Here is a 15,778-nt window from a genome sequence, read left to right as displayed (position 1 = left end):
CGGCGACGCCGATCCGCGTGGACCCCCTCTCGCGCTCCCGGACCGGCGGACCCGGACATGGCGAGCCTGGCCCGGCACCCGCCTGCAGGGGCAGACTCGGGGGATGACCCGTACCCCGCCCGCCGTCGCCCCGCCCGCCGCCGAGTCCGGCGGCGAGAGCCTGCTGACCGTCCTGATCGCCCTCGGCGTGAACACGGTGATCGCCGTCGTCAAGTCGATCGTGGGCGCGGTCACCGGCTCAGCCGCGATGGTGGCGGAGGCCGCGCACTCCTGGGCCGACGCCGGCAATGAGGTCTTCCTGCTGCTGGCGGAGCGTCGGGCCGGCCGAGCCCCCGACGCGCGGCACCCGCTGGGCTACGGGCGGGCGGCCTACGTGTGGTCGATGGTCGCGGCCTTCGGCCTGTTCGCGGTGGGCTCGGCGGTCTCGGTCTGGCACGGGATCACGGCCTGGTCCGCCCCCGAGGAGGAGGCGGAGTACACGATCGCGTACATCGTGCTCGCCGTCGCGTTCGTGCTCGAGGGCATCTCGTTCCTGAACGCGCACCGGCGCGTCCGCCGCGACGCGGAGCGGCGGCACATCAGCGATGCCACGTTCCTGCGCCAGACCTCGGACCCCACGCTGCGCGCCGTGTGGGTGGAGGACGCCTCGGCCCTGATCGGCCTGGCCATCGCGGCCGCCGCCCTCGCCCTGCACCAGCTCACCGGGGACCCCCGGTGGGACGCCGCCGGCTCGATCCTCGTGGGCGTGCTGCTCGGGGTCGTCGCGATCTTCCTGCTCTCGCGGAACATGGCGTTCCTCGTCGGCGAGGTCGCCGACCCGGTGATCCGGACCCGGGTGCTGCGCTGGCTGCTGGAGCGGCCCGAGGTGCTCTCCGTGAGCTACCTGCACCTCGAGTACGTCGGCCCGGAGAAGCTCTTCGTCGTCGGGGCCGTGGACCTGGCCGGGGACGAGCGGGAGAGCGAGGCCGCGGTCCTGCTCCAGCGCGTGGAGGACGCCCTCCTCGAACACCCGCGCGTGGCCGCCGTCGTGCTCTCCCTGTCCAACCCCGCCCACGCGCCCCTGGCCCCGGAATCGCAGAACACCCGCGTCTGAGCCCGCGCGGCCGGCGGGCGAGCGGCCTCAGTCGAGGCCGGGGCGGCGGCGCGTGCGCTTCACCTCGGAGCGACGGTGTTTGGCCTCCAGGCGGCGCCGCCGAGAGCCGCGCGTCGGCTTGGTAGCCCGCCGCGGCGTCGGCGGGGCCAGGGCCTCGCGCAGCAGCGCCGCGAGCCGCTCGCGGGCGGCCACCCGGTTGCGCCGCTGGGCCCGGTGCTCCGCCACGCTGACGGTGAGCACCGTGCCGGCCAGCCGGGGTGCCAGCCGTGCGAGGACGCGGGCGCGCTGGACGTCGTCGAGGGCGGAGGTGGCCGCCAGGTCCAGGCTGAGCTGGACCCGCGAGTCCGCCGTGTTCACGCCTTGACCGCCCGGGCCGGAGGCGTGGGAGAAGCGCTCGACGAGTTCGCCCGCGGGGATGACCAGCCCGCGGGGTGCGCCGGGGCCGGGGGTGACGCGCACGTCGCCGGGGCGGGGCTCAGCCACGGGGCGCCGCCGTCCGTGGTCCGCGCAGGTCCGCGAGTGCGACGAGGAGCGCGAGCGCCATGCACCCCGCCACCAGGGTGAAGGCGGCCATGAACGCCCCGTCCCAGTCGGCACCGGAGGCGACGCCCAGGAACACCCCCACGATCACGGCGGTGCCGACGGCCGTGCCGACGCGCTGGCCGGTCTGCAGGACGCCGCCGGCCGTGCCGGAGTGCCGCGGCGGGACCTCGGCCAGGCTGAGGGTCTGGTTGGGGGAGACCACCAGCCCCTGCCCGGCACCCAAGATGGCGAGGGTGAGCAGCAGCCACCACGGGCTCAGGCCGAACTCCCGGTTGGCCCACGCCACCCCGATGGAGCCCACGACGGCGAGCAGCGCCAGCGCGATGCCGAGGACGACGATCTTCCGGCCCGTGCGCAGCACCACGCGACCGGCCACGGTGGACATCACGCTCGACATGACCGCCGAGGGAAGGCCGATGAGTGCGGCGTGCAGCGCCGGGTAGCCCAGCCCGTTCTGCATGAACATGGCGATCACCACGAACATGCTGGTCGAGCCGGTGAAGTAGATGGCGATCAGCAGGGCGCCGCACGCGAAGCTGCGGGTCTGGAACAGGCGCAGGTCCACCATCGGGGCGCGGCCCCGTCGGGCGTAGCGGGCCTCCCAGCGTGTCCAGAGGGCGGCCAGGCCGATGCCGACGGGCACGAGCACGAACCGCCACGGCCCGAGCTCACGGTCCAGGAACGGGAGCATGACGGCCACGAGGGCGCCGGCCAGCAGGACGACGCCGACCGGGTCCAGGTCCGGACGCCGCGCCCGCTCGGGGGCGGTGCGCGGCAGCCACTGGCGGGCCACGATCAGGGCGCCGAGGGCGATGGGCACGTTCACCAGAAAGGTCGCGCGCCAGCCGAGGTCGCCGCCGAGCCACGCGATGAGCCCGCCGCTGAGCAGCGGCCCCACCGCCACGGACACCCCGACGACGGCGCCGAGCGCCCCGAACGCCCGGGCGCGGGAGGCGCCGGAGAACTCGCCCTGGATGAAGCCGGTGACCTGCGGGTTGAGCAGGCCCGCGCCCACGCCCATGACCAGGCGCGCGAGCACGAGCAGGACGCCCGTGGGCGCCAGGCCGGACAGGAGCGCACCGAGCGCGAACACGCCGAGGCCCACCAGGAACAGCCGGCGGCGGCCGAAGAGGTCACCCGCCCGGCCCGCCGGCACGAGCACCATGCCGAACACGAGGGTGTAGCCGGAGATGGCCCACTGCAGCTCCGCGTCGCTGGCGTCCAGGCCCCGCTGCAGGGCGGGCAGGGCCACGTTGATGCTGGACACGGCCAGCAGGGACATGAAGATCGGGATGAGGAGCACCGCGAGGATGCGCTGCTGGTGCGGGGTGAAGACCGAGGACGCGGCGCCGTCGGACGGACGCGGGGCGACGGGCATGCGGTCTCCTTCACAAGGGTGTCTCGGGCGCTCTCCAGGATCGGCCCTCGTCCCGCATCGTGCCAGGTCCGAGGGTCCTCGGCCCGGTGCGGCGCACGGAGGCTGTGACCGCGACCGATGCCCTGCCGCCCCTCACTTCGCGTCCGCGTACGACCCCACGCTGGAGACGGTGAGCGGGAAGTCCACGGGGGCGGGGCCGAACAGCAGGCGGCCGGCGGCGCTCGCGGACTCCGCCACGACCGTCCGCACGGCCTCGGCCTCCGTGGCCGGGCCGTGCAGGACGACCTCGTCGTGGACGAAGAACACGAGTTCCGTGCGCATGCCGGCCGAGCGCAGTCGACGGCGGATCTCGCCCATCCAGCACAGCGCCCACTCGGCCGCGGTGCCCTGCACCACGAAGTTCCGGGTGAAGCGGCCCTGGGAGCGCCGCCGTCGCCGGGCCGCGGACTCGGCGGCCTGGGTGCCGACGTCGGACACGGACTCCTGCCACTTCCGCCCCGGCGCGGGGGACCAGCGGCCCAGCCACGTGGACACCTGGCCGCCTCCCTCGCCGACGGAGGCCGCCCGCTCGAGCAGGCCGATCGCTCGGGGGTAGAGCCGGCGCAGGTGCGGCATGAGCGCCGCGGAGTCGCCCGTCGTCGAGCCGTACATCGCACCCAGCAGGGCGATCTTCGCGCGCCCGCGGTCGGCCAGCGCGGTGCCGGCCGCCCGGCCCTGCTCCGCCACCTCCCGGTACAGGTCGGGCGTGGTCCCGGCACGGGCCAGCGCCTCGTCGGCGGCCATCGCGGCGAGGATGCGCGGCTCCACCTGGGAGGCGTCGGCCACGGTCAGCGTCCACCCGGGGTCTGCGCGGACGGCGTCGCGCACCCCGGCCGGGACCTGCATGGCCCCACCGCCGTGGGCGGCCCACCGCCCGGTCACCACGCCGCCGACCAGGTAGGCGGCGTGGAACCGGCCGTCGTCGCCGATCCACTGGTCCAGCCAGTGCCAGCCGTTGGCCGTCCACAGCCGGGCCAGGGCCTTGTACTCCAGCAGAGGCGCGAGCAGCGCGGCCCGCGCCTCGCGCTCCGCGCCGCCGGCGTCGATCCAGTGCTTCAGGTCCCACTGCCGCGTGGACTCCACGGCCACGCCCGCCGTCTGCAGCGCCCGCAGCAGGCTCGGCTGCGAGTCGGGGCTCAGCCCGGGGGAGCCCAGGACGTCGGCGATGCGTTCGGCCAGGGTCTGCAGGCGGGCCGGACGCTCGCCCGGTGCAGGCCGGGGGCCGAGCTGCTCGGCGAGGAGCGCCTCGTGCACGCCCCGGTCCCACGGCAGACCCGCCGCCCGGATCTCTGCGGCCACGAGTGCGCCCTGCGACTCCGCCGCCGCGAGCAGCCGCAGCCGGTGGGGGTGGGCTGAGCCCTCGACGGCCGCCCGCTGCGCGGCCAGCTCGGCCGCGAGCACGGTGACGTCCGGGGTGGGGCCGGACTCGTCCGGCAGGTCGAAGAAGGACTCCTGACCGGCGGGCACCCGCGCCGGGCGCTCGGGTTCCGTCGGGTCGGCGACCTCGAGCTGCGCCACGGGCGTGTAACGCACCCCGCTGCCCGGCGCCGTTGCCGCGTGCCGCAGGATCCGCTGGACGAGGGCCAGGTCCCAGCACCGATCCACCCGCACCCCCGCCACCAGCCAGGCGGCGTACTCCGTCCCGACGTCGGCGAGCACCCAGCGGACCGTGCTCGGGTCCACGCCCAGGCGGGCGGGCAGACCGGCCACGAGCCCGGCCACGGACCCGGCGGCGCAGGATCCCAGGGGAGAGGCGTCGTCCCCGTCCACGGCCCACCAGGCGCCGGGGCTGCCGACGGAGGCGGGGGCGGGGCCCAGGACGACGAACATGGCCCTCATTCTGCCCCGCCGCCTCCTCTGCGCGGGGCGAGGGGCTGTGCGACTTGCACGCTCGCCAAGCGAAGAACACACTGTGCGGACGCACCGGCGCGCAGCGGGCCGTCGGGCGCCACCCAGAGAGGACCCACCATGACAGCGACCCGGTCCGGCGGCGCCGCGACGTCTCGCCTCAACGCCAAGGTGGTCGGCATCTCGGTCGCCGCCGCGCTCGGCGGCTTCCTGTTCGGCTTCGACACCTCCGTTATCAACGGTGCCGTGGACGCCCTCGCCGGGGAGTTCGGCCTCGGCGCCGGTCTGACGGGCTTCGCCGTCTCGTCGGCGCTGATCGGCTGCGCGCTCGGCGCCTGGTTCGCCGGGCCGATCGCCAACCGCCGCGGCCGCGTGCCCGTGATGGTGATCGCCGCGATCCTGTTCCTGGTCTCCGCCATCGGCTCGGGCCTGGCGTTCGGCGTGGTCGACCTGATCGTCTGGCGCATGGTCGGCGGCCTGGGCGTGGGCGCCGCGTCCGTGATCGCTCCGGCGTACATCGCGGAGGTCAGCCCGGCCCATGTGCGCGGTCGCCTCGGCTCGCTCCAGCAGCTGGCGATCGTCCTCGGCATCTTCGCCGCGCTCCTCACGGGCGCGCTCTTCGCGACGATGGCCGGGGGAGCGGCGCAGCCGTTCTGGCTCGGCGTCGACGCCTGGCGCTGGATGTTCCTGGCCGAGGCCGTCCCGGCGGTGCTGTACGGCCTGTTCGCCCTGAAGCTGCCGGAGTCCCCGCGCTACCTGGTCGCCCGCGGCCGCACGGACGAGGCGGCCGAGGTCCTGCACGAGTTCACCGGTGTGGACCGGGTGAACCTGATGATCGAGGACATCCGGCGCTCGCTGGACTCGGAGCGCCGCGAGTCGCTGGCGGACCTGCGTGGACCGGCGGCGGGCCTGCAGCCGATCGTGTGGATCGGCATCCTGCTCTCGGTCTTCCAGCAGGCCGTGGGCATCAACGTGATCTTCTACTACTCCACCACCCTGTGGCGTTCGGTGGGCTTCGGGGAGTCGGACGCCCTCACGGTCACCGTGATCACCTCGGTCACGAACATCGCCGTCACCCTCATCGCGATCGCCCTGGTGGACCGCGTCGGCCGTCGCCCCATGCTGATCGCCGGCTCCGCCGGCATGACGGTCAGCCTCGGCCTGATGGCACTGGCCTTCTCCTTCGCGCAGACCGGCGGCGCCGAGTCCGTGTCCCTGCCGCAGCCGTGGTCCACCGTGGCGCTGGTGGCCGCGAACGCCTTCGTGGTGTTCTTCGGCGCCACCTGGGGTCCGCTGGTCTGGGTGCTGCTGGGCGAGATGTTCCCGAACCGCATCCGCGCCGGCGCGCTCGCCGTGGCCGCCGCCGCGCAGTGGGCGGCGAACTTCACCGTCTCCACCACGTTCCCGTGGTTGGCGGACATCGGCCTGACCCTCGCCTACGGCCTGTACGCGGTCATGGCGGCGCTGTCCCTGGCCTTCGTGGCGGCCTTCGTCCCCGAGACCAAGGGCAAGACGCTCGAGGAGATGAGCGACGTCGTCGTGCGCTCCCCGGGGCAGCGGCGCGCGGTGCGCGCCGAGGCGGAGCGGGACCTGCGCGGCTGACACCGCCCGTCCCGACGACGGCCCCCTCCCTGAGCTGCAGACAGGGAGGGGGCCGTGGTGTGTGCGGGGCGGGTCAGCCGGCGTCGGCGCCGGTCGCGGCCCCCTCGTCGTCGAGGCGCTCCAGGCCCTCGTCCTCGGAGTCCTCGATGAGACGGTCTCCGGCGATCTTGTCGACGATCATCGCGATGGCGGCGTCGCCGGTCACGTTGGTGGCGGTGCCGAAGGAGTCGATGGCGATGTACGTGGCGACCATGAGCGCGACCTGCGGCTCGGTGAAGCCGAGCATCGAGGTCAGCAGGCCCGAGGCCGCCACGATCGCGCCGCCGGGCACGCCGGGCGCCGCGACCATGGTGACGCCCAGCATGAAGATGAAGCCCACGAACACCGGGACGTCGATCGACTGGCCCGAGAGGAACAGCACCGCGATGGAGAACGAGACGATCTTCACGGTGGAGCCGGCCAGGTGGATCGTCGCGCACAGCGGCACGACGAACGAGGCGATCGGCCGGCGCACGCCGAGCAGCAGGGTCTGGCGCAGGGTCACCGGGATGGTCGCCGCCGAGGACGAGGTGCCCAGGGCCGTCGCGTAGGCCGGCAGCATCGTCTTCAGTGCCGTGAACGGGTTGCGGCCCGCGATCGCGCCCGCGACGACGTACTGGAGGAGCAGCAGCACCACGGTGAGGCCGAAGACCAGCAGGATCACGCCGAGGAACGTGGTGATGACCTTGAAGACCTCGCCGGCGGCGGTCATGTTCAGGAACACGCCGAAGATGTAGACGGGCAGCAGCGGCACGATCAGGCCCATGACGACCCGCTCGATGATCGATCGCAGCTGGTCGAAGCTCTCGTGCAGGGCGCCGCGCGGCAGCATCGTCAGGCCGATGCCGAGCACGAACGCGAGCAGCAGGGCCGTCATCACGCCGAAGGGCGGGTCCATCTGCACCTCGAACAGCGGGCCGAGCAGCGCGTCCTCAGGGTTGGCCATCCCCTCGAAGGACCCGGGCGTGAGGATCAGCGGGAAGACGAGCAGGCAGACCAGCAGGGCGCCGAAGCCGCCGACCAGGGTGGAGCCGTAGGCGATGCCGCCGGTCAGGGCCAGCAGCTTCCCCGCGCCCCGGCCGATGTCGCCGATCGCGGGGGCGACGAGCGCCAGGATCAGCACCGGGACGATGAAACCCAGGAAGTTCGAGAACAGCCCGTTGAAGGTGGCGAAGGCCTGCACGAGCCAGGTCGGCGCGACCAGGCCGACGAGGACGCCGGCCACGATCGCGACGAGGATGCGGGGCAGCAGGCCGACGCGGCGGCGGGGCACGGCGACGGCGCCCCCGGAGTCGGGGCCGGACGCGTCGAGGGCATCGGAGTGGGAGCGAGACATGGCCGACACGCTAGCGCAGGCCGTCCTGCCCGTCGCCCGGTCGGTAGGCCATCCTTGGCGGTGCCGGTGACCCCCTTCGTGGCGCAGAACACAGGGAGCGCCACCATCTCGGGGAGCGTGCAAGAGCACGCCCGACCCACCCGGACCGAAGGAGACGACGATGACGGTCCTGCCCCGCCCCGCAGACGCCCGGGCCGCCCAGGGGTGCGCTGCCGGCGTGGAGGCCGCATGAGCGAGTTCCTCGCCTCACGCTGGCCCGACATCCTCTTCCGGGCGTGGCAGCACGGGTGGCTCGTGCTGCAGGCGCTGGCCATCGCCACCGTGCTCGCCATCGCGCTGGCCGTGATCGCCACGCGGATCAAGGCCCTGACCCCGATCGCGAACGCCTTCACGGCCGTCGGGCTGACCCTGCCCTCCTTCGCGCTCATCGGCGTCCTGATCCCCCTGGTGGGCATCGGGACCGTCCCGGCCGTCGTGGTGGTGGTCTTCTATGCCCTGCTGCCCATCCTCCGCAACGCGCTCGTGGGTCTGCGCGGCGTGGACCCGGAGGTGCTGGAGGCCGCCCGGGGGATGGGCATGGGGCCGGTGGCGCTGTTCACCCGGGTGCGTCTCCCGCTGGCCTGGCCCGTGATCCTCACCGGCATCCGGGTCGCGGGCCAGCTCGGCATGGGCGTGGCCGCGGTCGCGGCCTACGTCCTGGGGCCCGGACTGGGCTCGTACATCTTCACGGGGCTGGTCTCCCTGGGCGGCGCCAACGCGTTGAACTACGCCCTCGTGGGCACCCTCGGCATCGTCGTCGTCGCCCTCGTCCTGGACGGGCTGCTCGTGCTGCTCGGCCGGCTCACCATCTCGAAGGGACTGCGCGCATGAGCACCGACCGTGACGCCGGGGCCGAGATCCGTCTCGAGTCCCTGACGAAGCTCTATCCGGGGCAGGACCGTCCCGCCGTGGACGCCCTGGACCTCGTCATCCCCGCGGGGGAGACGGTGGTGTTCGTCGGTCCGTCCGGCTGCGGCAAGACCACCTCGCTGAAGATGATCAACCGCCTCATCGAGCCCACCTCCGGGCGGATCCTGATCGGCGGGGAGGACATCACACGCCGTGACCCCACCCGGCTGCGCCGTCAGATCGGCTACGTCGTGCAGGGTGGCGGGATGATGCCCCACCTGTCCGTCGCCGAGAACGTCGGCCTGGTGCCGCGCCTGCTCAAGTGGGACCGCCGGCGCATCGCCGACCGCGTGGACGAGCTGCTCGACCTGGTCGGCCTGGACCCGGCGATCTATCGAGACCGTTTCCCGCGCGAGCTGTCCGGCGGACAGCAGCAGCGCGTCGGCGTGGCCCGGGGCCTCGCGGCGGATCCTCCCGTGCTGCTCATGGACGAGCCCTTCGGCGCCGTGGACCCCCTCACCCGCGAGCGCCTGCAGCAGGAGATGCTCGACATCCAGGCCAGGGTGGGCAAGACCATCGTGATGGTCACCCACGACGTGGACGAGGCCGTGCTCCTGGGCGACCGGATCCTGGTGCTCGAACCCGGCGCGCACGTGGCCCAGTACGCCACCCCCGAAGAGGTCCTGGCTCGGCCGGCCACCGAGTTCGTGGCCGACCTCGTGGGGTCGGGGGCGGGGCTCAAGCGGCTGGGGCTGCGGTCGGTCGACTCGCTGCCGCTGCGCCCGATCGCACACCACCCGACGGGCCCGCTGCCGGGCGGGCCCGTGCTCGACGCGGCCACCCCGATCAGCGAAGCCCTCGCGGCGCTGGTCATGGCCCCGACGGAGGAGATCGCCGTGGTCCGTGATGGCACGGTCATCGGTCTGCTCGACTATCCGACACTGCGCGCGCACGCCCGCGCCGCCGACGAGCAGGCTCAGCCATGATCGCCCGGCTGCGTTCGGCCTCCGCCGAAGACCGCCTGCTCCTGATCGGCCTGCCGCTGCTGGTGGCCGCCCTGCTGATCGGGTGGACCGTCTGGGTGCGCGGAGCCGCCCTCGACGACGTCGAGGCCCGGCTGCTGACCTGGCCCACCGTCCTGCGCCTCACCGCCGAGCACCTGGCCCTCGTCGGCGTGTCCACCGTTCTGGTCGTGGCGACGGCCGTCCCGCTCGGCGTGCTGCTGAGCCGCCCCGCCGCCCGGCGGTTCACCCCCGTCGCCATGGGGCTGGCCAACGCCGGTCAGGCCGCCCCCGTGATCGGTGTGATCGTCCTGCTCGCCATGGCGTGGGGGTTCGGCTTCCGGGTCGCCGTCCTGGCCCTGTCCCTCTACGCGTTCCTGCCCGTGCTGGCCAACACGCTGGCCGGGCTGCGGGGCGTCGACCCCACCGTCGTCGAGGCGGCCCGCGGCATGGGCATGTCGCCGCTGCAGACCCTGCTCCGGGTGGAGCTGCCCCTGGCCCTGCCCGTGATCATGGCGGGTCTGCGGACCGCCCTGGTGCTGCTGGTGGGCACCGGGGCGTTCGCGACGTTCATCGACGCCGGCGGCCTCGGCCTGCTCATCCAGACCGGGATCGTCCTGTTCCGTTTCCCGCTGCTCGTCTCGGGGGCGATCCTCGTGGCCGCCCTCGCCCTGATGATCGAGTGGATCGGCCGCCTCGTCGAGACGCTGGCCACCCCGAGGGGGCTCGCATGACCACCCCGCGCGCGACCACCCCATCCCGCCGCCGCGGCCGGACCCCCGCTCGTGCCGCGCTCGCCGCGCTCGGCCTGGCGGCCTCCCTGGTCCTGTCCGGGTGCGGGCTGAGCACCGCCGGCGGCTACCTGCCCTCGGGCACGCCCGCCGGCGACGTCGCCGGGATCGACCTCGAGGGCGCCCACGTGGCGGTGGGCTCCAAGAACTTCAACGAGGGCGTCGTGCTCGGCAAGATCACCGCGATCCTGCTGCGCTCCGCGGGGGCCGACGTCGAGGATCTGACCAACATGCCGGGTTCGCTCAGTGCGCGCCAGGCCCAGGTCGCCGGCGTCGTGGACGTCGAGTGGGACTACACGGGGACGGCCTGGATCACGTACCTGGGCCACACCGATCCGATCCCGGACGCCCAGGCGCAGTGGGCCGCGGTCCGGGACGAGGACGCGCAGCAGGGCCTGGTGTGGCTGCCGCCGGCCGAACTCGACAACACCTACACCTTCTCCGTGCGCCAGGACCGGGCGGAGGAGCTCGGCCTGGAGACGCTCGCGGACATCAAGGACCTCCCCGCGGAGGAGCAGTCCTTCTGCGTGAGCGCCGAGTTCGCCGCCCGCAACGACGGGTTCCTGCCCATGCTCGAGTCCTACGGGATCGAACGGCCCACCGGATCCCGGCTGCGCCAGATGGACATCGGGGCGGTGTTCGCCGCGGTGGCGGACGGGTCGTGCACCTTCGGGGAGGCGTACGCCACGGACGGGCGGATCGCCGCGCTGGACCTGACGACCCTGCAGGACCCGCTGAGCTTCTTCCCGAAGTACAACGCGGCCCCCATCGTGCGCGAGGAGGTCCTGGCCCAGCACCCCGAGATCGCCGACCTGCTGGCGCCCGTGACCGCGCGCCTGGACAACGCGACGGCCGCGCGCCTGAACGCGCGGGTGGACGTCGACGGCGAGGAGCCCACCCAGGTCGCGTGGGACTGGCTCCGCGAGGAGGGCCTGATCACCGACTGACGGCCCGCAGAATCAGGCCGCCGTCAGCGTGCGCGAGTAGACCGTCCGGCCGGCGGCGTTGATCAGACGCACTCGGAACTCGCGGCCGTCCTCGGGGATCTCGACGTGGCCGAAGTACTGGTGCTCGCCGGAGCGCGGTGAGCCCATGACCGGCCCGTGCGCCTCGAAGTCCAGGCGCGGGCCGAAGGTGCCGTCCAGCGTGTTCGGGCCGAACGATCCGGCGTTGATGGGGCCGGCCACGAACTCCCAGAACGGCTCGAAGTCGGTGAACGCCGCGCGCAGCCCGCGGATGAGCCACTGCAGCTGTTCCTCGCCCAGGATCGGGGTCTCGTGGGTCTCGAGACGCTGGGTGTTCTCGCCCTTGTGGGTGCGCATGTCCAGGGCGAACACGTCGAGCGTCGCGCCGCGGGGGATCCTGCGGTGGATGCGGGTGGGCGCGAGGCCGGAGCCGCGGTGCAGGGCCGTGGAGTCGGCGATCGGCATGTACTCCTGCCACGCTCGCCGGGCGCCGTCGTGAAGCGGGCCACGGCCGACTCGCCCAGGCGGCCGGTCTCGTCCTCGAACGCGTACGTCACCTCGAAGCGGGCGCCGGAGGGCAGCGTGTCCGCGAGGATCTTCGCGGTGTGCTCGGCGGCCCCGTCGACCCAGCCGGAGCGCAGGGTCAGCCCGCGAGCGAAGCGGCCGCGCAGCACCAGCCCGTCCTCGTCGACCGCGCGCAGCGTGGCGTGCAGGCGCGAACGGCCGGACTCGGCCAGGCCCCCGGGTGTGTGGCCTCGGGCTGACCCCCGGGTGAACGTCCGACGCCGGCCCCGGCGGCAGCGGGGTCGACCGGCCCGGGGCCGCTCAGCGCAGGGCGGCGACCGTCCGGACGGCGTCGACGATCGCGTCCGCCGCGGCCTCGAGCAGCGGGGCGTCGGCGTCCGGGCCGAACGTGCAGCGCAGGGCCGTGCGGGCCTCGTCCTCGCTGAGGCCCAGCGCGAGCAGGGCCGGGGACGGCTCGGCGTCGTGGGCCGAGCACGCGGACCCCGCCGAGGCCAGCACGCCCCGGCGGGCCGCCTCCTCCAGCACCGACTCGCCGTTCACGCCGGGCAGCACGAACGAGGCGTGGCGTGGCAGCCGTCGGGCGGGATGGCCGGTCAGCCGCGCGTCGGGCACGAGCTCCCGGACGCCGTCGAGCACGCGCGCCGCGAACCGGTCCCGCAGCCCGGCCCACGCGTCCGCGGCCGCGGCGCGCTCCGCCTCGGCCTCCTCGAAGGCGGCCGCGAACCCGGCCGCGCCGGCCACGTTCTGCGTCCCGGACCGCCGGCCCCGCTCCTGGCCGCCACCGGGCACGAGCGGTTCCAGGGCGTGACCCGGGCGCACCCACAGCGCGCCGACCCCCTTGGACCCGCCCACCTTGTGCCCGGACAGCGCCACCAGATCCGCCCCGAGGGCGCGCACGTCCACCGGGATCTGCCCCGCGGCCTGCACCGCGTCCACGTGCACCGGCACGCCCGCCTCCCGGGCGACGGCGGCCAGCTCGGCCACCGGCTGCACCGTGCCCACCTCGTTGTGGGCCAGGTGCACGCTGACCAGCGCGGTGTCCGGGCGCAGGCGGGCGGCGAGGTCGTCCGCCGAGGTCAGGCCGTCCCGGTCCAGCGCGAGGTGCTCGACCTCGACGCCGTGCAGCCGGGCCAGCTGGTCACAGGACTGCCGCACCGCGCTGTGCTCGATCCCCGTGGTCAGCACGTGGCCCGCCGGGCGGCCGGCGAGGATCCGGGCGCGCACCGTGCCGAGCACGGCGAGCGCGTCGGCCTCCGTGCCGCCCGAGGTGAACACGACCTGCCCGGCCCGGGCGCCGATCAGGCGGGCCACCCGCGCGCGGGCGTCCTCGAGCAGGGCCGCCGCCGCCCGGCCGGCCTCGTGCGCCGAGGACGGGTTGCCGTAGACGCCGGTGAGCGCGGGCCACATCGCCTCCAGCGCGCTGCGCCGGACGGGCGCGGTGGCCGCGTGGTCCAGGTCGAGGGTGGTGCTCATCGGCGCGGCGAGCCCTCCTCGACCACGGCGTCCAGGCCCAGGTCCAGGGACCGGACGGTATGGGTCAGCGCCCCCACCGAGATCACGTCCACGCCCGTGGCCGCGATCGCCCCGATCGTCTCCAGGCTCACCCCGCCGGAGGCCTCGACGACGGCCCGGCCCGCCACGAGCTCGACGCCGGCCCGCAGCTCGGCCGGCGAGAAGTTGTCCAGCATGATCGTGCCGACCCCGGCGGCGAGCACCGCCGGGATCTGCTCGAGCCGGTCGACCTCCACCTCCACGTGGGTGGTGTGCGGCAGGCGTGCCATCCCGGCGCGCAGGGCCGCGGTGAGGGCCTCGCCCGGGTCGCCGGCGCCGCCGAACCCCAGCGCGGCCAGGTGGTTGTCCTTGAGCATCACGGCATCTGAGAGGCTGGAGCGGTGGTTGTGCCCGCCGCCGTCCCGCACCGCCTGCCGCTCGAGCACGCGCAGACCCGGGGTGGTCTTGCGGGTGTCCACCACCCGCGCGTGCCCGCCGCCGGCGCGCGCGGCGGCCACGTGGGCGGCCGTCGTCGTGGCGATCCCGGACAGGCGCTGGACGAGGTTCAGCGCCACGCGCTCGGCGCGCAGCACCGAGCGGGCGGGGCCCGCGACCTCGGCGACGACGGCGCCGGGGGACAGGTCGGCGCCGTCGGCCAGGTGCAGGGTGACGGACACGGCCGGGTCGACGAGCCGGAAGGCGGCCTCGAGGGCGTTCGTGCCGGAGAGCACCCCGGCCTCGCGGGCCACCACGCGCGCGGTGATCCGGGCCTGCTCCGGGACGAAGGCCTCCGAGGAGACATCACCCCAGGGCGCGTCCTCGGCGAGCGCGGCGGCCACGATCCGCTCCACGTCCGGCTGCGGGGCCGGCGTCGCCGGGGCGCGGTCGGCCGGGGTCACGTCCCGGCCCCGGCGGACTGCGCGGCCGACTGCTTCGGCGCGACGGCCAGCATCCGCTCGAGCGCGGTGCGGGCCGGGTCGGCCACGGACGCGGGCACGGTGATCCGGTTGACCACGCGGCCGGCCACGAGCTCCTCGAGCACCCACGCGAGGTAGCCGGGGTGGATGCGGTACATCGTGGAGCACGGGCAGATCACGGGGTCGAGGCAGAAGATCGTGTGCTCGGGGTGCTGGGCGGCCAGGCGCTGCACGAGGTTGATCTCGGTGCCGATCGCGAAGGTCGAGCCGGCCGGCGCCGCCTGGATGGCCTTGACGATGAAGTCGGTGGACCCGGAGGAGTCCGCGGCCTCCACCACGGGCAGGGGGCACTCGGGGTGCACGATCACCTGGACGTCCGGGTGCTCGGCGCGGGCCTGCTCGATCTGCGCGACCGTGAAGCGGCGGTGCACCGAGCAGAAGCCGTGCCACAGCAGGACCTTCGCGTCCCGCAGGGCGTCCTCGGAGTTCCCGCCCAGCGGCAGGCGGGGATTCCACGTCGGCATCTGCTCGAGTGGGATCCCCCTGGCGCGGCCCGTGTTCCGGCCCAGGTGCTGGTCCGGGAAGAACAGGACGCGCTGGGCACGCTCGAACGCCCAGTCCAGCACGGCCGAGGCGTTGGAGGACGTGCACACGATGCCGCCGCGCTCGCCGACGAAGCCCTTGAGGGCCGCGGAGGAGTTCATGTAGGTCACGGGCAGCAGGGGCACGCGCCCGTCGTCGTCCGGCTCGGTGCCGTAGACCGCCTCGAGCTGCTCCCACGCGTCCTCGACCGAGTCCAGGTCGGCCATGTCCGCCATGGAGCAGCCGGCGGCGAGGTTGGGCAGGATGACGGCCTGGTCCGGGGTGGAGAGAAGGTCCGCGGTCTCCGCCATGAAGTGCACGCCGCAGAACACGATCGCCTCCGCCCCGGGCCGGCCCTGGGAGGCCCGCGCGAGCTGGAAGGAGTCGCCCACGAAGTCGGCGTGCTGGACGACCTCGTCGCGCTGGTAGAAGTGGCCCAGCACGACGACGCGTTCGCCGAGTGTCTGCCGCGCGGCGCTGATCCGGGCGTGGAGCTCCTCGTCGGAGGCCCGCTGGTACTCCTCGGGGATGCGGCCCTGCACGGGGGCGTCGGCCGGGACGACGTCGTCCTGCGATGCGCCGGGGCCGTAGGCGGGCAGGCCGGCGTCGAACGCCCAGGGGCCGCGGGTCAGGTCGGGGGAACACGAGGAGCCGCGCGCGGCGTCCTTGTCGATCAGGGTCAGGGTGCGGGCCACCGAGGCGGTGGTTCCGGTCGGGGTGGTCATGGGTGACTCCTGGGT

General features: G+C 74.4%; 14 protein-coding genes. 6 read left to right on the top strand and 8 right to left on the bottom strand.

The window, feature by feature from the left end; genetic code table 11:
* Nucleotides 1-103 precede the first annotated feature (103 nt).
* Nucleotides 104-1,093, top strand: a complete 990-nt coding sequence (locus tag AC0VX2_RS08135; RefSeq protein ID WP_020626298.1) for a cation diffusion facilitator family transporter — start codon at nucleotides 104-106, stop codon at nucleotides 1,091-1,093.
* 27 nt (nucleotides 1,094-1,120) lie between these two features.
* Here the strand turns inward: AC0VX2_RS08135 and arfB are convergent, their stop codons facing one another.
* The 3 genes from arfB to AC0VX2_RS08120 form a co-directional block, all read right to left on the bottom strand.
* On the bottom strand, nucleotides 1,121-1,576 hold the full coding sequence (arfB, locus tag AC0VX2_RS08130) for an alternative ribosome rescue aminoacyl-tRNA hydrolase ArfB (RefSeq protein ID WP_036338705.1): 456 nt from the start codon (nucleotides 1,574-1,576) through the stop codon (nucleotides 1,121-1,123).
* On the bottom strand, nucleotides 1,569-3,014 hold the full coding sequence (locus AC0VX2_RS08125) for an MFS transporter (protein ID WP_063190258.1): 1,446 nt from the start codon (nucleotides 3,012-3,014) through the stop codon (nucleotides 1,569-1,571). Before AC0VX2_RS08125 ends, arfB begins: the two co-directional genes overlap by 8 nt.
* 132 nt (nucleotides 3,015-3,146) lie before the next feature.
* Nucleotides 3,147-4,883 carry a bifunctional 3'-5' exonuclease/DNA polymerase gene (locus tag AC0VX2_RS08120; protein ID WP_221844985.1) on the bottom strand — a complete coding sequence of 579 codons (1,737 nt, stop codon included), beginning with the start codon at nucleotides 4,881-4,883 and terminating at the stop codon, nucleotides 3,147-3,149.
* 138 nt (nucleotides 4,884-5,021) lie between these two features.
* Between AC0VX2_RS08120 and AC0VX2_RS08115 the strand changes: the two genes are divergently transcribed.
* Nucleotides 5,022-6,503 (top strand): sugar porter family MFS transporter, encoded by a 1,482-nt coding sequence (locus AC0VX2_RS08115; RefSeq protein WP_221844986.1) that lies wholly within the window; start codon nucleotides 5,022-5,024, stop codon nucleotides 6,501-6,503.
* Between the two features lie 73 nt (nucleotides 6,504-6,576).
* Here the strand turns inward: AC0VX2_RS08115 and AC0VX2_RS08110 are convergent, their stop codons facing one another.
* Complete coding sequence (locus AC0VX2_RS08110; protein ID WP_036316429.1) at nucleotides 6,577-7,878, bottom strand: dicarboxylate/amino acid:cation symporter; 1,302 nt, start codon at nucleotides 7,876-7,878, stop codon at nucleotides 6,577-6,579.
* Nucleotides 7,879-8,106: 228 nt separating this feature from the next.
* On the opposite strand from AC0VX2_RS08110, the gene AC0VX2_RS08105 reads away from it, so the two are divergent.
* Genes AC0VX2_RS08105 through AC0VX2_RS08090 form a run of 4 tightly spaced genes read left to right on the top strand, consistent with a single transcriptional unit; the run spans nucleotide 8,107 to nucleotide 11,505 of the window.
* Nucleotides 8,107-8,748, top strand: coding sequence for an ABC transporter permease (locus tag AC0VX2_RS08105; RefSeq protein WP_002855197.1), 642 nt, complete (start codon nucleotides 8,107-8,109; stop codon nucleotides 8,746-8,748).
* Complete coding sequence (locus tag AC0VX2_RS08100; RefSeq protein WP_070709188.1) at nucleotides 8,745-9,752, top strand: ABC transporter ATP-binding protein; 1,008 nt, start codon at nucleotides 8,745-8,747, stop codon at nucleotides 9,750-9,752. Before AC0VX2_RS08105 ends, AC0VX2_RS08100 begins: the two co-directional genes overlap by 4 nt.
* On the top strand, nucleotides 9,749-10,501 hold the full coding sequence (locus tag AC0VX2_RS08095; RefSeq protein ID WP_036382910.1) for an ABC transporter permease: 753 nt from the start codon (nucleotides 9,749-9,751) through the stop codon (nucleotides 10,499-10,501). The genes AC0VX2_RS08100 and AC0VX2_RS08095 overlap by 4 nt, the downstream gene beginning before the upstream one ends.
* Complete coding sequence (locus AC0VX2_RS08090) at nucleotides 10,498-11,505, top strand: glycine betaine ABC transporter substrate-binding protein (RefSeq protein WP_060973550.1); 1,008 nt, start codon at nucleotides 10,498-10,500, stop codon at nucleotides 11,503-11,505. The genes AC0VX2_RS08095 and AC0VX2_RS08090 overlap by 4 nt, the downstream gene beginning before the upstream one ends.
* Before the next feature lie 12 nt (nucleotides 11,506-11,517).
* On the opposite strand, the gene AC0VX2_RS08085 is transcribed toward AC0VX2_RS08090, so the two are convergent.
* From AC0VX2_RS08085 to nadA, 4 genes are all read right to left on the bottom strand, one after another.
* Entirely contained in the window at nucleotides 11,518-11,988 is a 471-nt protein-coding gene (locus tag AC0VX2_RS08085) for an alkaline phosphatase D family protein (RefSeq protein ID WP_241253971.1), read from the bottom strand.
* Between the two features lie 360 nt (nucleotides 11,989-12,348).
* Nucleotides 12,349-13,521 (bottom strand): cysteine desulfurase family protein, encoded by a 1,173-nt coding sequence (locus tag AC0VX2_RS08080; protein ID WP_136940143.1) that lies wholly within the window; start codon nucleotides 13,519-13,521, stop codon nucleotides 12,349-12,351.
* A complete protein-coding gene (nadC, locus tag AC0VX2_RS08075; protein WP_136940142.1) occupies nucleotides 13,518-14,438 on the bottom strand; it encodes a carboxylating nicotinate-nucleotide diphosphorylase in 921 nt (306 codons plus the stop codon). Before nadC ends, AC0VX2_RS08080 begins: the two co-directional genes overlap by 4 nt.
* On the bottom strand, nucleotides 14,435-15,763 hold the full coding sequence (gene nadA / locus AC0VX2_RS08070) for a quinolinate synthase NadA (RefSeq protein ID WP_144820100.1): 1,329 nt from the start codon (nucleotides 15,761-15,763) through the stop codon (nucleotides 14,435-14,437). The genes nadC and nadA overlap by 4 nt, the downstream gene beginning before the upstream one ends.
* Nucleotides 15,764-15,778: the final 15 nt, after the last annotated feature.

The organism is Micrococcus sp. iso_239 (assembly GCF_056173395.1).
Note: the sequence above shows the minus strand (reverse complement) of the source record. Positions and strands in the feature narration are given on the sequence as shown.